Source organism: Micromonospora sp. NPDC050200 (assembly GCF_040656135.1).
Taxonomy (GTDB): Bacteria; Actinomycetota; Actinomycetes; order Mycobacteriales; family Micromonosporaceae; genus Micromonospora.
This window is the reverse complement of sequence record NZ_JBFALG010000001.1, coordinates 120,781-137,714: the sequence shown is the minus strand read 5'-3', so window position 1 is coordinate 137,714 and position 16,934 is coordinate 120,781. Positions and strand designations below refer to the sequence as shown.

Genomic DNA, 16,934 nt, shown 5'->3' with positions numbered 1-16,934 from the left:
CGTACATCCGGCGGCAGCCGGGTGTGACGACTGGGAGTCCCTCGCACGGGGCGTCAGGCGTGGGCGGGTTTGTCAGGAGGCGCAACCGTAGCGCCAGCGCCGACGGCGGGAGTAAGGCGGAGAGAACGTCAACGGATGCCTGTGTCGAACGGCACCGTGACCGTCGTGTAGGCGCCGGAGCTGACCTGGACCTCGATCGGGGCGGCGGCGGGGTGGATGCCGCCGGTGAGGTTGCTCGGATGCACGACGTATCGGCCGGGCGGCAGCGGGAGCCGGAATCGCCCGTCGGAGTCACTGGTGGTGCTGGCGACCGGGACGTCGAAGCCCTGTCGGGTCACGGTCAGTCGTGCCGACAGCGGCGCGTCCGGGCACGGAGAGTTGTCCCTGATCACGGGGCAGCCGCCGTCGACCGTGGTACGCCCCTCGATGCCCGAGTCGCTCGACGCCGCGGTGACCTGCGCAGACGGGCCCGACGAGCGGTCGCGCGCGCAGCCAGTCGGCATGATCACCGTCAGGGCGACGGACAGGGCGAGTAGCCGGTGGCGCATGCCGGTATGACGGTGTCGGGACCGTGACGGTTCCGGTGGTGACCCCACTGCACGGATCGCGTTATTCGGTTGCCCACCGTCGGACGCGCTGGTCGACTGGGTGGGCCGTCGCAACCAACCGGAGAGGATCAGAGATGCGCGCAGCGTTCATGTCCAACCGCCTGGGAATGATCATCTACCCGAAGGACATGACGCTTCGTGAAGACCTTGAACATCGGGATCCTGGCGCATGTTGACGCCGGCAAGACCAGCCTGACCGAGCGACTGCTGCACGCCGTCGGGGTCATCGACGACATGGGCAGCGTGGAGGACGGCACGACCCGGACCGATTCGATGGCGCTGGAGCGGCAACGCGGCATCACCATCCGATCCGCCGTGGTCTCCTTCGTCGTCGACGGCGTCACGGTCAACCTCATCGACACGCCCGGCCACCCGGACTTCATCGCCGAGGTGGAACGAGTCCTTGACCTGCTCGACGGTGCGGTGCTCGTGGTCTCCGCCGTCGAGGGCGTGCAGGCGCAGACCCGGGTGTTGATGCGGACGCTCCAGCGGATGCGCCTGCCGACCCTGATCTTCATCAACAAGATCGACCGGGCCGGTGCCGATCCTGATCGGGTACTGCGCGACATCGCCACCCGGCTCACCCCCGCGGTGGTGGCGACGGGCGCCGTACACGGGGCCGGCACGGCAGCTGCCCGCTGCGTACCCCACCCCGACACCGACCCGGGTTTCACCCGACGGCTGCTCGACCTGCTCACCGTGCACGATGACGCGCTGCTGACCGACTACGTCGAGGACGAGCGGCGACTGACCGGACGGCGGCTGCGCCACGTCCTCGCCGGGCAGACCCGGCAGGCGCTGGTTCATCCGGTGTTCGCCGGCTCCGCGATCACCGGCGCGGGTGTGACACCGCTGATCGCCGGCCTGACCGAGCTGTTGCCGGTGGCCGAGGGAGGCGCCGGCGGCCCCACCTCCGGCACCGTCTTCAAGGTGGAGCGGGGCCCCTCCGGCGAGCGGATCGCCTACGTCCGGCTGTTCGGTGGCACCGTACGGGTGCGTGACCGGCTGCCCGTCGGTGCGGGGCGGGTCGCCACGGTGACCGGGATCGAGGTCTTCGACCGCGGCTCGACCGTACGCGGTGACGCGGCCACCGCCGGCCGAATCGCCCTGCTTCGCGGCCTCGGAGACGTCCGGATCGGCGACCCGATCGGGGTGGCGCGGCGGACCGGGTGGACCGGCAACCGCCACTTCGCCCTGCCCGGTCTGGAAACCGTCGTCGTACCCGAGCGGCAGGCAGATCAGAGAGCACTGCACGCTGCGCTCAGCCAGCTCGCCGAGCAGGACCCACTGATCAACGTCCGGGTGGACGCGATCCGGCGGGAGACCAGCGTCTCGCTCTACGGCGAGGTCCAGAAGGAGGTCATCCAGGCGACACTCGCCGAGGAGTACGGCCTGGCGGTCAGCTTCCGGGAGACGACGACGGTCTTCGTGGAACGGCCGCTCGGAACCGGATCGGCCGTCGAGCTGATCGGCGTGGCAGCCAACCCGTTCCTGGCTACCGTGGGGCTCCGCGTGGCACCCACGACGACCGGCAGTGGGTTCCGCTTCCGGCTCGGCGTCGAACTCGGCTCGATGCCACCCGCCTTCTTCACCGCGGTCGAGGAGACCGTCCGCGAGACGCTGCGCCAGGGACCGCACGGCTGGCAGGTCCTCGACTGCGAGGTCACCATGACCCACGCCGGGTACTGGGCCCGCCAGAGCCACTCCCACGGCACCTTCGACAAGAGCATGTCCAGCACGGCCGGGGACTTCCGCAACCTCACCCCGCTGGTGCTGATCGCGGCGCTGACCCACGCCGGCACCCGGGTGGAGGAGCCGATGCACCGATTCCGGCTGGAGGCGCCCGGCGACGTGCTCAGCGCCGTACTGCCCACGCTGGCCAGGCTGGACGCGGTGCCCCGGACGACCCTGGCGCAGGGCTCGTCGTACGTGATCGAGGGGGACATTCCGGCGCGGCGGGTGCACGCGGTGGAGCAGCGGCTGCCGGCGCTGACCCGCGGTGAGGGGATCTTCGAGTCCACCTTCGACCACCACCGACCGGTCCGCGGCGAGCCGCCCACCCGCCCCCGCTCGGACCACAACCCCACCGACCGCAAGGAGTACCTGCTGGCCGTCGCCCGCCGGGTCGTGGCGCGCCGGCACGAGCGGTGAGGGTGCTCCCACGCGGGGCACCCGTCGAGGTCCCGTCCCGGCCTCGCCGTTCAGTTCAGGTCGAGCTGCACCGGCGAGTGGCCGGACCGGCGGCTGCTGCGGCAGCTGGTGCCGCAGCCGGCAGAACCCGCACGAGCTTCCCCGCCAGCTGAGCCGGCCTGGTCACCCCGTCGTTCGCCGAATGCGACTCGGACGGCCGACCCGGTCAGGCAGAGTCGCAGATGGGCATCGAGCGGTGCCAGGTGGTGGGATCGAGCGATCATGGGCAGGTCGGCTGGCGGTAGCCAGGACAGCGGCCCGCGCGGCGGACCGGACGGCCCGTTCGTGCGGCGGGCCCGTCGTCTCCTGGGTGGGCCCGGTCGGGTGCGCGTCGTGCTGCTGCTGGCCTCGGTGCTCGCGTTGAACACCGCGGACACCGGGACGCTCGGTGCGGTCGCCCCCCAGTTGGAGGCGCACTTCGGTATCAGCCACGCCCGGCTCGGCCTGCTGGCGGCGGCGTCGTCGGGGGTCGGCGCGGTCGCCTCCGTGCCGTTGGGTGTACTCGTCGACCGGACCGGCCGGGTACAGCTGCTGGTGATCACCGTGGCGGTCTGGGCGGTCGCGATGGTCGCCAGCGGCCTCGCGCCCAACTACTGGTGGCTACTCGGCGCCCGACTGCTGCTCGGCGCCGCGGTGGGCGCGGCCGGCCCGGCGGTGGTCTCGTTGACGGGCGATTTCATTCCACCCTCCGATCGGGCGGGTGTCCTCGGCTGGATCCTCACCGGTGAGATCATCGGTGCGGGCCTCGGCCTGCTGATCGGTGACGAAGTCGCCGCGGTGTTCTCCTGGCGGCACGCGTTCTTCCTGCTGGCGGTGGCGAGTGCGGTCCTCTCGGTGGCGGTGTGGCGGCTGCTGCCGGAGCCGGGCCGGGGTGGCGCCGGCTGGCTGCCCACGGACCGGGGCGCGCCCGAGCCCGGGCAGCCGCCGGACGCCGGGCAGCAGTCGACCGGCCGGGCGCAGGCGGCGGTGGTCGCCCGCGGCGTCGCGCCAGCCCGAGACCGCGTGCTGATTGATGATCCGAACCAGTGGTCCCTGTCCCGGGCCACGACCTACCTGTTGTCCATCCCCACCAACCGGCTGCTGATCGTGGCATCGGCGATGGGCTACTTCTTCTTTGCCGGTATGCGTACCTTCGTCGTCGTCTTCGTGGTCAGTCACTTCGGCATCCCGCAGACGGCGCTCGGCGGTCTGGTGCCGGTGGTGGGGCTGGCGGCGCTGGTCGGGGCGGTGTTGGCCGGCCGGTTGACCGATCGGGCACTGGGGCAGGGCCACACCGGAGTCCGGATTCTCGTCCCGGCGGCCGGCTACGTCGCCGCCGCGCTGTTCTTCGTGCCCGGGGTGTGGCTCACTTCGCTGGCGGCGCTACCCCTGATCGCGCTCGGTGCCGGTGCGCTGGCGGCGTCCAATCCGCCGCTGGACGCGGCCCGGCTGGACATCGTCCCCGGGCGGCTGTGGGGGCGGGCGGAGAGCCTGCGGACGGTGCTGCGGCTCGCCGCCGAGGCGGTCGCCCCGGCCACCTTCGGCTGGATCGCCGACCAGTTCGGCGGGCCGGCGGGTCGGTCCAGCGGGGTCGGCCTGCGCGACGCCTTCCTGATCATGCTCGTACCGCTGGCCGCCAACGGCCTCATCCTGATCGCCGCCCGGGGCAGCTATCCGGTCGACGTGGCCACGGCGGCCGCGTCGGACCGGCGTCAGGCCGGTTGAGTCGGTGCCGGCGGGCGTCCGGCGGTGCCGTCGCCGCTTCCCGCCGACGGATTCGAGGCCAATTTGAGCGGTAGAGGCGATAGGGATGGTTATGCTCGTTTTACGCATGTGCTAGGTAACTCCCTTGCCCTCGCGGCGCCACCCGCACCACCTGCGGCCGGGTCACCGCATCCGCGACGACTCGCCGCCGAGGCCACCCAGCCCGAGTGGCCGCCCAGCCGCCGGCGGCCGATACGTCGACGCTGGGTTGGTGCGCACTGTCGGCCCGGGCCCCTCAGAAGGGAAGTTCGGATGAGTCAACCAGCCATCGCCACGGCCGCACGCCGGGTCGAGCAGGCCCGTGCGCAGGAGAACTTCCCGGTGGCACTGCGGGTGCTGCCCGGCCGGCACCGCCGCCACCTGCTGGCCGTCTACGGTTACGCCCGGTACGTCGACGACCTGGGTGACGAACCGCTGGACGAGGGGGTCGACCGGCTGGCGGCCCTGGACGACTTCGAGGCCGAGCTGCGGGCCCTCTACGCGGGCAGTCCGGTGACCCAGCCGGTGCTGCGTGCCCTCGCGCCCACCGTGGCCGAGTGCCGGCTGCCCCTGGACGCCCTCGTCCGGCTGATCGAGGCGAACCGGGTCGACCAGCACGTCACCCGCTACGCCACCTTCGACCAGCTGGTCGACTACTGCACGTTGTCGGCCAATCCGGTCGGCGAGCTGGTCCTGCACATCTTCGGGCAGGCCGGACCGGCGACGCTCGCGCTGTCCGATCGGGTCTGCACCGCCCTGCAACTCGTCGAGCACCTGCAGGACGTGGCCGAGGACCACCGACGCGGCCGGATCTACCTGCCGCACGCCGACATGGACCGGTTCGGCGTCACCGAGGCCGACCTCGCCCGACCCACGGCCGGCAGCCGGTTGCGGGAGCTGATCGGGTTCGAGGCGGAGCGGGCCCGGGCCTGGCTCGACGCGGGCGCCCCGCTGGTGGCGGCGCTGCGCGGCTGGGGCCGGCTCGCGGTGAGCGGCTACCTGGCCGGCGGTCGGGCGACGCTCGACGCGCTGGCGGCCGCAGACCACGACCCGTTGGCCGTAACCGTCCGCCCCCGCCGCCGGCGCGTCCTCACCCGTTGGCTGACCGCCAGTGTCCGGAGCGCCGGATGACCACGACCGCCGGCGCCGAGGCCGCCTACCGGCACTGCGAGCAGATCACCCGCACGCAGGCGGCCAACTTCTCGTACGGCATCCGCCTGCTGCCACCGGCGAAGCGGCGGGCGCTCTCGGCCATCTACGCGACCGCCCGCCGCATCGACGACATCGGCGACGGAAACCTGCCCCCCGACGACAAGCTGGACCGGCTGGCCCAGACCCGCGAGGCACTGCACCGGCTACCCGGCCGCGACGGCGGGGACCCGGTCCTCACCGCACTCGGCCACGCCGCGGCCCGGATGCCGATCCCGCTGGAGGCGTTCGACGAGCTGATCGACGGTTGCGCCGCCGACGTGACCGGCCGCCGGTACGCCACCTTCGACGACCTGGTCTGGTACTGCCGCTGCGTGGCCGGCTCGATCGGCCGACTCTCCCTCGGAGTGTTCGGCGCCGCCGATCCGGGCCGGGCCGACCCGCTGGCCGACGCGTTGGGCGTGGCGCTCCAGCTGACCAACATCCTGCGCGACCTCGTCGAGGACCGGGTCGCCGGCCGGATCTACCTGCCCGCGGAGGACCTGGACCGATTCGGCTGCTCGCTGCGGCTGACCGACGGCGGCTTCGCCGATCCGCCCGACCGGCTGGTCGAGCTGGTGCGCTTCCAGGCCGGCCGGGCCGCAGGCTGGTACGACACCGGGCTGCGGCTGCTGCCACTGCTGGACCGGCGCAGCGCGGCCTGCACGGCCGCGATGGCGGGCATCTACCGCCGCCTGCTCGCCCGGATCGCCGCGGATCCGCTGGCGGTCACCCGCAGCCGGGTCTCGCTGCCGGGGCGGGAGAAGGCCTGGGTGGCGGCCCGCGCTCTCGTGGGGCGTCTCGGATGACCGGGTCGGTCCTGACGCCGATGACCGGTACCGGCGGGGTGTGTGTGATCGGCGGTGGTCTGGCCGGGATCGCCGCGGCCGTCCGGCTCGCCGACCTCGGCCTGCCGGTGGCCTTGCTCGAGAGCCGGCCGGAGCTCGGCGGTGCCACCTACTCCCTGCGACGGGACGGGCTGACGGTGGATACCGGCCAGCATGTCTTCCTGCGCTGCTACACCGCCTACCGGGGCCTGCTGGACCGGCTCGGCACCACGGGCGACACCGACCTGCAGCGGCGGTTCGCGGTGCCGGTGTTGCTCCCGGGACGGGCTCCGCAGTTGCTGGCCCGCCGCCGGCTGCCGGCGCCGGCGCACCTGCTGCCCGCGCTGGCCGGCTATCGGCTGCTCAGCCCGGCGGAGCGGCTCGCCGCCGTCCGAGCCTCGGCCGCGCTGCGGTACGTCGATCCGGACCTGCCCGCCACCGACGGACACAGCTTCGGCGACTGGCTCGTCGACCACGGCCAGAGCCGACGGGCGATCCGTCGGCTCTGGGACCTGATCACCGTGGCGGCGCTGAACCTGCCCTGCGCCCAGGCGTCGCTGGCGTTGGCCGCGCGGGTGTTCCGCACCGGCCTGCTCGACGCCGCGGACGCCGGTGACATCGGCCGTCCCCGCGTCCCGATGGTCGACCTGCACGCCGTCGCGGCCCGGCGGTTGCTGGACCGGCTCGGTGTCCGGGTGCACACCCGCTCCCGCGTCCGGTGGATCCGGCCGGAGCCGGCGGGATTCCGGATCGGGGTGGGCGACGCCGAGGTCGATGCGGACGCCGTGGTGCTGGCCGTGCCCCACCAGGCCGCGGCGTCGCTGGTGCCGCCCGCCGCCGCGCCCGCCGCCGGGCAGTGGCGTCGTCTGGGTGCCGCGCCCATCGTCAACGTGCACCTGCGTTACGCCGCCAAGGTCACCGACCTGTCCATGGCTGCCGCGGTCGAATCCCCGGCACAGTGGATCTTCGACCGCCCGGAGCTGGGCGCCGATGGCCAGCAGCACCTGGTGGTGTCTCTGTCGGCCGCCGACGCGGAGATCGGGCGGCCGGCCGCCGAGCTGGTGGCGGCGCAGCGCAGGGCGCTCGCCGAGCTGTTCCCCGCCGCACGGCACACCCGGGTACGCGACGCGTTCGTCACCCGGGAGCCGAAGGCGACCTTCCGGCAGACGCCCGGCACCCGGGCGTACCGGCCGGGTCCGGCAACCCGCCTACCCGGGCTGGTACTGGCCGGAGCGTGGACCGACACCGGCTGGCCGGACACGATGGAGGGAGCGGTGCGCAGCGGCCAGAGGGCTGCCGACGTCGTCGCCCGCGAGCTCGCGTCCCGGCCTCGACACCACACGGAGGCCGCACGATGACCATCGCACGCAGTCGAAGCGCTGATCAGATCCAGACGACCCACGTCGAGCCGGCCATCCGGGCGCTGCTGGACCGGTTGGACCCGGGCAACCGGCTGGTCGGCGGCTACCAGCTCGGCTACTGGAACGCCGACGAGTCACCCGCCGACTGCCAGGGCAAGGGGCTGCGCCCGGCGCTGGCGCTGCTGTCGGCCAGGGCCGCCGGCGCCACGCCCGAGGCCGGAGTGCCGGCGGCTGCCGCGGTCGAGCTGGCGCACAACTTCTCGCTGCTGCACGACGACGTGATGGACGGTGACACGGAGCGCCGCCACCGCCCGACGGCATGGACGGTCTTTGGGGTCGGTCCGGCCATCCTCGCCGGTGACGCCCTGATCGGGCTGGCCTACGAGGCCCTCGCCGAGGTGCCCGGAGGCCGGCCGGCGGCGCAGCGGCTCGCCGTGGACGTGCGGGCCCTGGTCGCCGGGCAGGCCGCCGACCTCAGCTTCGAACGGCGCGACGACGTCACCCTCGACGAGTGCCTGCGGATGGCCGCCGACAAGACCGGGGCACTGCTGGCCAGCTCGTGTGCCCTCGGTGCGGTCCTCTACGGGGGCCCACCCGGCCTGATCGACGGCCTGTCCCGCTTCGGCAGGCATCTGGGACTGGCCTTCCAGCTCGTGGATGACCTGCTGGGCATCTGGGGGGCCCCGCAGCGGACCGGCAAGCCGGTGGGCTCGGACCTGCGGGCCCGCAAGCGCACCGTTCCGGTCGTCCTGGCGGTGACCGGCGGGGACAGGGCCGGTCGGTCCCTGGCCGAGCTGTACCGATCGCCGGCGCCGCTGACCGATGACGACGTGGTCCGGGCGAGCGCGCTGATCGAGGCGGCCGGAGCCCGGGAGCGCACCGAGCAGTGGGCGTGGCAGGAGGCCGAGCGGGCGCGGGCCGAGCTGGACGCTCTCGATCTGCCCGACGACGTGCGCGGGGAGTTCCTCGACATCGCCACCTTCATCACCGGACGGGACCACTGATGACCGAACTGCTGTCCCCGAAGCCCACCGCCAGCGACCGGGCGGCTCCGCCAGCGGGCGGGACCGGGCCCGATCCGGCCTGGGAGGCTCTGCGTCGCGCCTGCGACCACCTGCTGGGGCTGCAGGACGATGCCGGCTGGTGGAAGGGGGAACTGGCCACCAACGTCACCATGGACGCCGAGGACCTGCTGCTGCGACAGTTCCTGGGTATCCGGACCGCCGAGCAGACGGCCGAGTCGACGAGGTGGATCCGGTCCCAGCAGCGCCCGGACGGCTCGTGGGCCACCTTCCACGGCGGCCCGGGCGATCTCTCCACCACTGTCGAGGCATATCTCGCGCTGCGGCTGGCCGGCGATCCGCCGGAAGCGCCGCACCTGGCCGCCGCCGCCGGGTTCGTCCGCGAGCACGGCGGCCTGGCGGCGAGCCGGGTGTTCACCCGGTTCTGGCTGGCCCTGTTCGGCCACTGGCCCTGGTCGAGTCTGCCCGCCGTCCCGCCCGAGCTGGTGCTGCTGCCGACCTGGATGCCGTTCAACATCTACGACTTCGCGTGCTGGGCCCGGCAGACCATCGTCCCGCTGTCCATCGTCCGCGCGCTGCGCCCGGTGCGGGACCTCGGCTTCACCGTCGACGAGCTGCGCACCGACGCGGCGCCACCACGGTCGCCCCGACTCCGGTCCCGGTCCGGTCTGTTGCACCGGCTCGACCGACTCGCCGGCGGCTACGAGCGGATCGCCCGGGGACCCGTGCGCCGGCACGCGCTGCGCCGGGCCGCCGAGTGGATCGTGGCTCGCCAGGAGGCCGACGGATCCTGGGGCGGAATCCAGCCGCCCTGGGTCTACTCGCTGATGGCACTGCACCTGCTCGGCTATCCGCTGGACCACCCGGTTCTCCGGGCCGGCCTGGACGGCTTGGACCGGTTCACGGTGCGGGAACAGACCCCGGACGGCCCGGTCCGCCGGCTGGAGGCGTGCCAGTCGCCGGTCTGGGACACCGCGCTCGCCGTCACCGCGCTCTCCGATGCCGGGCTGCCGGCCGGGCATCCGGCGCTGGCCCGGGCCGGCACCTGGCTCCTCGGCGAGGAGATCCGGGTCCGCGGTGACTGGTCGGTTCGCCGCCCGCGAACCCCAGTCGGCGGCTGGGCCTTCGAGTTCGACAACGACGGGTACGCCGACACCGACGACACCGCCGAGGTGATCATGGCACTGCGGCGGACGGGGGTACCGGCTGACGCGGCTGTGTTGCGAGCCAGCCGCTGGCTGCTCGGCATGCAGTGCCGCGACGGCGGCTGGGGCGCCTTCGACGCCGACAACACCCGGGCGATTGTCGCCGACCTGCCGTTCTGCGACTTCGGTAATGTGATCGACCCGCCCAGCGCGGACGTGACCGCGCACATCGTCGAAGCGCTGGCGGCGGAGAACTTCGCCGGCACCGTCCCGGTGCGCCGTGGGGTGGCGTGGCTGCTGCGGGCCCAGGAGCCGGACGGATCCTGGTTCGGCCGCTGGGGCGCCAACCACGTGTACGGTACCGGGGCGGTGGTGCCGGCCCTGGTGGCGGCCGGCGTCCCGACCGGACACCCGGCTGTCAGCCGGGCCGTCGACTGGCTGTTGGCGCACCAGAACCCTGACGGCGGCTGGGGTGAGGACCTGCGCTCATACCGGGATCCGTCCTGGATCGGGCGTGGCGAGTCCACCGCCTCGCAGACCGCCTGGGCGTTGCTCGCGCTGCACGCCGCCGGCCACGGTGCCGGGGAGCCGGCGGGCCGTGGGGTGCGCTGGCTGGTCACCACCCAGCGACCGGACGGTGGTTGGGACGAGCCGCAGTACACCGGCACCGGGTTCCCCGGCGACTTCTACATCAACTACGGGCTGTACCGGTTGGTGTTTCCGATCAGCGCGCTCGGCCGGATCCTGGACGCGCCGGCGGTCGGTGTCGAGGCCACGATCTCTGCCGAGGTGGTGCGGTGAGCGGGCCGGGGCGGTCCGACGGCCCGGCCTGGACGCTGTACGCGCCGATGCGGCTGGAGGTGTCGGCCCTGCGCCGTGGGCTGGCCGGTCTTGACCTGCGGTGTCGGCCTGCGCTGCGGCGTACCGGTGTCGGAGCGCGGCGTGCCCGGTCGGCGGCCGCCGACCGGGGGCCCGGGGCGAGCCCCGGCGCGGGGGGGGCGGTTGTGCCGCGGGGGTGGCGCGGGGCGCGGCGGGTCCCGGGTGGGGCGGCGGGGGGGGCCCGGGGGGCGCCCGCGCCCGGCGCGCCCGGGACGACACCGGTCGCGGTCGCCGGTATCGGCGGCGGCCTGGCTCCCGGGCTGGCTCCCGGTGACGTCGTCGTGGCCAGCGAGCTGCTGGGCGACCCGCTCGCCGCGCGGGGGACGCCGGACGGGGTACGGATGCCGGCCGCCGCCATGCTCGCCGCCGCCCTGCGTCGACGCGGGCTCCGGGTGCACCTCGGCCCGGTGCTGAGCAGTGACCGACTGGTCGATGGAGCGGCCCGGGCCCGACTCGCCGAGACCGGCGCGCTGGTCGCCGACCTCGAATCAGCCTGGCTGCTGGCCGGTTGCGCCGATCGGCCGTCGGCCTGCGTCCGGGTGGTAGCCGACACCGCGACCGGTCCGCTGTACCGGCCGGCCGCGCTCGGCCAGGTCCGTACCGCACTGCGGGTGCTGCCGGTGGTGGCGGCGGCGCTGGCCGAGTGGGCGGCTGCCGCCGACAGCGTCCACCGGGTACTGCTGGCGTCGCCCCGGTCGTTCTGCGCCGGGGTGGAGCGGGCGATCGAGGTGGTGGAACAGGCGCTGCGCAGGCACGGCCCACCGGTCTACGTCCGCAAGCAGATCGTGCACAACACCCAGGTCGTGGCCGACCTGCGGGCCCGCGGCGCGGTCTTCGTGGATGAACTCGACGAGGTCCCCGACGGGGCGGTCACCGTCTTCTCCGCGCACGGCGTGTCGCCGGCGGTACGCCGTGCGGCGGCCGACCGGCGGCTGCCGGTCATCGACGCCACCTGTCCGCTGGTGACGAAGGTGCACGCGGAGGCGCGCCGGTTCGCCGGCCGCGGCGACACGGTGCTGCTGATCGGACACGCCGGCCACGAAGAGACCGAGGGCACCCTCGGCGAGGCCCGCGAGCGGATCCGCCTGGTGCCGGACCCGGCCACGGCCGAGACGGTTCAGGTGGACGACCCGTCCCGAGTGTCCTACCTGGTGCAGACCACCCTCGCGGTGGACGAGGCGGCAGGCATCCTGGACGCGTTGCGCCGCCGCTTCCCCGCCCTGGCCGGCCCCGGCTCGGATGACATCTGCTATGCCACCACGAACCGGCAGCGGGCGGTCACCGCAGTGGCCGCCCGTGCCGACGTCGTCCTGGTGGTCGGCTCGGCCAACTCGTCGAACTCGCTGCGGCTGGTCGAGGTGGCCGAGCGGGCCGGCGCGCGGGCCCATCTCGTCGACAACGTGGGCTGTGTGGACCTGCGCTGGCTGGCGGGGGCCACGACGGTCGGGGTGACCGCCGGCGCCTCCGCTCCGCCGGCGCTGGTCGACGAGGTCGTCGCCGCCCTCACCGCGCTCGGTGCCAGGGAGGTGAGCGAACACGTCGCTGCCGTTGAAGACGTCAGTTTCACCCTTCCGAAGGAGGCACGCCAGCCGTGAGTATGCCGTTGCGTCAGAGCGTGCGGGTCGCGACATACCTGGTCGGACAGAAGCTGCGCCGGCGGAAGCGGTTCGCGCTGTTGCTGGAGTTGGAGCCGTTGTTCGCCTGCAACCTCAAGTGCGCCGGCTGCGGCAAGATCCAACAGCCGGCGGATCTGCTCAAGCGCCGCATGCCGGTGGAGCAGGCGTTGGCCGCGGTGGAGGAGTGCGGGGCGCCGATGGTCTCCATCGCAGGCGGGGAACCGCTGATGCATCCCCAGATCGACACCCTGGTCGCCGAACTGGTGCGGCGGAAGAAGTACGTCTTTCTCTGCACCAACGCGGTCCTGCTGCCGAAGAAGATCGACAGGTTCCGGCCGTCGCCGTACTTCGCCTTCACCGTGCACATCGACGGTCTGCGCGAGCGGCACGACGCGTCGGTGTGCAAGGACGGCGTCTTCGACGCCGCGGTCGCGGCGGTGCGGGACGCCCAGCGGCGCGGGTTCCGGGTCACCACCAACACCACCTTCTTCAACACCGACACGCCGCAGACGGTGATCGAGGTGCTCGACTACCTCAACGAAGACCTGCGGGTGGACGAGATGATGCTCTCACCGGCCTACGCCTACGAGAAGGCGCCGGACCAGGAGCACTTCCTGGGCATCACCGAGACCCGCGAACTGTTCCGCAAGGCCTTCGCCGGGGGCCGGCGGGCCCGCTGGCGGCTCAACCACTCGCCGCTGTTCCTGGACTTCCTCGAGGGCCGGGTGGATTTCCCCTGCACCGCGTGGGCGATCCCGTCGTACTCCCTGCTCGGCTGGCAGCGGCCCTGCTACCTCATGGCCGACGGGTATGCCGCCAGCTACCGGGAGTTGCTGGACTCCACCGACTGGGACAGCTACGGCCGGGGGCGCGACGCGCGCTGCGAGAACTGCATGGCGCACTGCGGGTACGAGCCGACGGCGGTGCTGGCCACCATGTCCTCGCTGCGCCAGTCGCTGCGGGCGATGCGGGCCGGCTGAGCCGCGCCAGCCGACCGCCGAGGGATATCCGCCCGACTCCGGCGAGAACCTGCGGCTGTTCCGCTCAGCCGAAGCGGGTGGCCAGACGGCGGTATGTCGCGGGCAGCAGGCCGCGTACCGCCACCGGCAGGCGTAGCCAGCCCGGGACGTACACCTCGGCCCGGTTCCGGCTGATCGCGGTGGCCAGCGCGGCGGCCACCCGGTCCGCCGGCAGCGGGCGGGGTCGGCGGCGGCGGTACGGCTGACCTCGGCGCGTGAAGAACGGGGTTTCCACCACCCCGGGCACGACCACGCTGACCGTCACCCCACGGCCGTCCAGTTCCAGGCGGAGGCTCTCCGCGAAGGTGTCCAGCCCCGCCTTGCTGGCCGCGTAGACGGCCTCCCCGCCCACGCCGAGGCGCCCGGCGATCGAGCCGACGAAGACCAGGTGACCGCCGTGCCGACACAGGCCGGGCAGCAGCGCCCGGGTCAGTTCGATCGGCGCGCGCAGGTTCACCGTGAGCAGTTCGTCGGCGGTCGCGTCGGTCATCTCGCCGAACCGGCCGGCCCAACCGATGCCGGCGTTGTTGACCAGCACGTCCACCCGGGCGTGCCGGGCGAGGGCCCGCTCGGCCAGGTCCCGGCCACCGCCGGGGCGGGCCAGGTCGGCCAGCACAGTGGTGGCGCCGGTCTCGGCGGCGAGGCGGGCCAGCCGGTCGGGGTGCCGGCCGGCCGCGACGACGTGGCTGCCCGCCTCGGCCAGCCGTCGCACCAGCGCGGCGCCGATGCCCGACGACGCGCCGGTGACCAGCACCACGGCGCCGCTCAGCTGCACCGCCGCGCCCCCGGTGGTGCCGCCCCGGCCTGTCGGAGGTCGGCGACGTCCATGGGGGAGGCGGTGACCGGTTCGCCGTCGACCTCGGCGAGCAGGTCGGCCAGCCCGGTGCGCAGCGCGGCGACGAACCGGTCACCGAAGTCGGCCAGTGACTCGTCCAGCAGCACCCCGACCTCGAAGGTCTCCCCGCAGCGCAGCACACCGACGCCGACCGGTACGCCCTGGGCGAGAGCGACCACCGGGGTCGCCGTCCGGACCGGGGCGCCGGCCAGCACCTGCGGCTGGAACGGCGCCGGGACGTACGAGACGATCACGTTGAGATGCCGGTTGGTGTAGACCCGCCGGGCGAACGCGGCGTGCAGCGGCGCGGGAAGTGCGCCCACCGCCCGCATCACCAGGCCGGCCGCCTCGGGTTCCCCGCTGCGCAACGCGGTGCGCAGCGACTGCCGGACCGCACCGACCCGGGTCCGCGGCGGAACCCGCCCGAGCGGGAGGTCGAGGGTCACCGCCCCGGTCCAGTTGCCCTGGGTGGGCGCCCGCCGCCGCAGGTCCCGGGTGACGGCGAACATCGCCCGCATCCGGGCCGGTACCGGTGCCGGGTGGACCTGGCCCAGCGCCCCGGCGGTCAGCGCCAGCATGAGTTCGCTGGCGTGCGCCTGGCAGGCGCGTGCGGCGCGGAGCACGTCGGCGGAAGGCAGGGTGCAGGTGAACAGGAGGCGGCGCGGTGAGCGGAGGGGCCGGTTGAGCGCGGTGGCCGGCGCCGGTCCCTGCACGGCCAGTCGGGCCAGGCCGCCTGCGGTGCGCCCGGCCCACCGCGCCGCCTCCCGGGCCCGGTCACCCAGCGCCGACCGCGGCCGTCCCGACCGGGCCGGGTCCGGTCGTCCCGGCCCGGCCGGTCGGACGTCGGCCGGATCGAGCAGCCGTTGCAGGACGCCGATCACGGACAGCCCGTCGCCGAGGCAGTGGTGCAGCTTGGCCGCGACCCGGGTACGGCCGTCGGGAAGGCCGGCGACCAGCAGGATCCGCCAGAGCGGCCGGTCGGCGGCCAGCGGTTGCGACCAGAACCGGTCGACGGCGGCGCTGCCGTCGTCGCCAGGCGGAACCCGAACCTCGTCGAGGTGGGCGGCGGGATCGACGTACCGGTCCACCACCCAGCCGGGCCGGCGCCACGGGCCCCGGTCGACCAGCCGGCGACGCAGGGTGGTGATCGCCGGCAGCCGCCGGGCCAGCAGCGCGGCCAGCTCCCCGCCGGTCAGTGGCCGGCCGTCGGATCGGGGTCCCAGCTCCAGCACCACACCGACCTGCTGCGCCACCGTCGCCGACTGCACGTGCAGGAAGAACGCGTCCTGGGGGCGCAGCGGCCAGCTGGCCGGGCGGTGAACGGGTGGCCGACCGGGGGCGGGGCGTACCGGGTCCGGCGGGTGGGCGTCACCGGGCGACCGGATGTCGTGCGGTGAACGCGCCTGCGCCACCGCCGGCAGCCCGAGGTCCGGCAGGCACGGCTGGGCCGGTGCCGCCAGCGGGTGGGGCGGATGCCGGCCGACCAGCCGGGAGCGGACACCGGCGACCAGCGCGGCCGGCGTGTTCGCCGTCTCGGCGAGCCCGGCGGCGGCCATCAGCGCCGCGTTGGCCGCACCGTGCGCGGCGATCGGCCGGTACATCACCACCGGCGTACCCGTGGCCCACGCCTCCAGCGCGGTGACGCCGCCCGCGTTGGTCACCAGGAGATGGGCGGCCCGTAGCAGCGTGGGCATGTCGTCGACCCAGCGGCGTACCACCAGCCGTCCGGGCGGGGCTTCCAGGCGCATCAGCCGGGCGGCCAGCCGCTCGTTGCGTCCGCAGACCGCCACCACCTGCACCGCGTCCCCGATGTCGACCAACGCGCGGATCGCCTCCTCGACCGCTCCGAAGCCGTAGGAGCCGCAGGCGACCACCACCGGCTTCCGGTCGGGGTCGAGGTCGCAACGCCGGGCGGCGTCGGCCCGGTCGCCAGGACGAAAGCGTTCGAGCACCGGCGGCGCGCAGACTCCCAGCGGTGAGCCCGGTGCGGCGACTGCCGCCACCGGCAGCGCCGCCGGGTGCACCACGACATCCAGATCCAGCTCGGGGTAGACCCAGAACGGGTGCGGGGCGAAGTCGGAGACCCAGGCCCCGACCGGCACTCCGAGGCCACGGCGCCGACGGAGCCAGGCCAGCCCGGCACTGCCGAGCGGGTACGTGGAGACGATCAGGTCCGGGTCGAAACGCTCGACGACCGGGGCCAGCCGTCGCCCCGCCCACACCCCGGTGAACCACTTCGAGGCCTCGGCGAACCAGTGGTGCCGCCACACGGAGGACCAGAAGAACTCGTACAGCCAGGGCGTCGACCCGACATTGGTGACGTAGGTGCGGCGGAATCCCCGGCCGACCCCGGGGCCCATCGCGTCGAGGGTGTCCACCCAACCCACCCGGCTCCCCGGCCACAACGTGTGGACGCGTTCCTCGAGCGCTCGACCGGTGGCGTCGTGCCCACCGCCGATGTCGGCCGAGACGACCAGCACGCGCCGTGCGATCGGTTCGGCGGGTTCCGGCGACGGGTTCGG

12 protein-coding genes and 1 pseudogene are annotated in these 16,934 nt (G+C 74.0%); 10 read left to right on the top strand and 3 right to left on the bottom strand.

From position 1 onward, the window contains the following. Positions 1–128 precede the first annotated feature (128 nt). Complete coding sequence (locus AB0I41_RS00595; protein ID WP_357100014.1) at positions 129–548, bottom strand: carboxypeptidase-like regulatory domain-containing protein; 420 nt, start codon at positions 546–548, stop codon at positions 129–131. Positions 549–746: 198 nt separating this feature from the next. Here AB0I41_RS00595 and AB0I41_RS00590 point away from each other — a divergent pair, with 198 nt between their 5' ends. The 10 genes and pseudogenes from AB0I41_RS00590 (at position 747) to hpnH (ending at position 13,538) form a co-directional block, all read left to right on the top strand. Beyond that, complete coding sequence (locus tag AB0I41_RS00590) at positions 747–2,759, top strand: translation factor GTPase family protein (protein WP_357100011.1); 2,013 nt, start codon at positions 747–749, stop codon at positions 2,757–2,759. Positions 2,760–3,122: 363 nt separating this feature from the next. Further along, on the top strand, positions 3,123–4,502 hold the full coding sequence (locus tag AB0I41_RS00585) for an MFS transporter (protein WP_357100008.1): 1,380 nt from the start codon (positions 3,123–3,125) through the stop codon (positions 4,500–4,502). A 291-nt stretch (positions 4,503–4,793) separates the two neighbouring features. After that, positions 4,794–5,651 carry a squalene synthase HpnC gene (hpnC, locus tag AB0I41_RS00580; protein ID WP_357100006.1) on the top strand — a complete coding sequence of 286 codons (858 nt, stop codon included), beginning with the start codon at positions 4,794–4,796 and terminating at the stop codon, positions 5,649–5,651. Then, a complete protein-coding gene (hpnD, locus tag AB0I41_RS00575) occupies positions 5,648–6,517 on the top strand; it encodes a presqualene diphosphate synthase HpnD (RefSeq protein WP_357100003.1) in 870 nt (289 codons plus the stop codon). The genes hpnC and hpnD overlap by 4 nt, the downstream gene beginning before the upstream one ends. Continuing rightward, the gene (hpnE, locus tag AB0I41_RS00570; RefSeq protein ID WP_357100000.1) at positions 6,514–7,893 is read left to right on the top strand and encodes a hydroxysqualene dehydroxylase HpnE; all 1,380 of its coding nucleotides are present in this window, start codon (positions 6,514–6,516) and stop codon (positions 7,891–7,893) included. Before hpnD ends, hpnE begins: the two co-directional genes overlap by 4 nt. Then, on the top strand, positions 7,890–8,900 hold the full coding sequence (locus AB0I41_RS00565; protein WP_357099997.1) for a polyprenyl synthetase family protein: 1,011 nt from the start codon (positions 7,890–7,892) through the stop codon (positions 8,898–8,900). The genes hpnE and AB0I41_RS00565 overlap by 4 nt, the downstream gene beginning before the upstream one ends. Continuing rightward, complete coding sequence (gene shc, locus AB0I41_RS00560; protein WP_357099995.1) at positions 8,900–10,864, top strand: squalene--hopene cyclase; 1,965 nt, start codon at positions 8,900–8,902, stop codon at positions 10,862–10,864. Before AB0I41_RS00565 ends, shc begins: the two co-directional genes overlap by 1 nt. A 47-nt stretch (positions 10,865–10,911) precedes the next feature. Beyond that, positions 10,912–11,499: pseudogene (locus tag AB0I41_RS00555) on the top strand (hypothetical protein); the annotation flags it as partial. A 78-nt stretch (positions 11,500–11,577) separates the two neighbouring features. Further along, positions 11,578–12,537: a 4-hydroxy-3-methylbut-2-enyl diphosphate reductase gene (gene ispH, locus AB0I41_RS00550; protein ID WP_357100509.1), complete on the top strand. Its 960-nt coding sequence runs from the start codon at positions 11,578–11,580 to the stop codon at positions 12,535–12,537. A gap of 2 nt (positions 12,538–12,539) precedes the next feature. Further along, positions 12,540–13,538, top strand: coding sequence for an adenosyl-hopene transferase HpnH (gene hpnH / locus AB0I41_RS00545; RefSeq protein WP_357100506.1), 999 nt, complete (start codon positions 12,540–12,542; stop codon positions 13,536–13,538). A 64-nt stretch (positions 13,539–13,602) separates the two neighbouring features. Here the strand turns inward: hpnH and AB0I41_RS00540 are convergent, their stop codons facing one another. Both AB0I41_RS00540 and AB0I41_RS00535 read right to left on the bottom strand, forming a co-directional pair. Further along, positions 13,603–14,352: an SDR family NAD(P)-dependent oxidoreductase gene (locus AB0I41_RS00540; protein WP_357099992.1), complete on the bottom strand. Its 750-nt coding sequence runs from the start codon at positions 14,350–14,352 to the stop codon at positions 13,603–13,605. Then, positions 14,343–16,892, bottom strand: a complete 2,550-nt coding sequence (locus AB0I41_RS00535) for a wax ester/triacylglycerol synthase domain-containing protein (protein ID WP_357099989.1) — start codon at positions 16,890–16,892, stop codon at positions 14,343–14,345. The genes AB0I41_RS00540 and AB0I41_RS00535 overlap by 10 nt, the downstream gene beginning before the upstream one ends. Positions 16,893–16,934 lie beyond the last annotated feature (42 nt).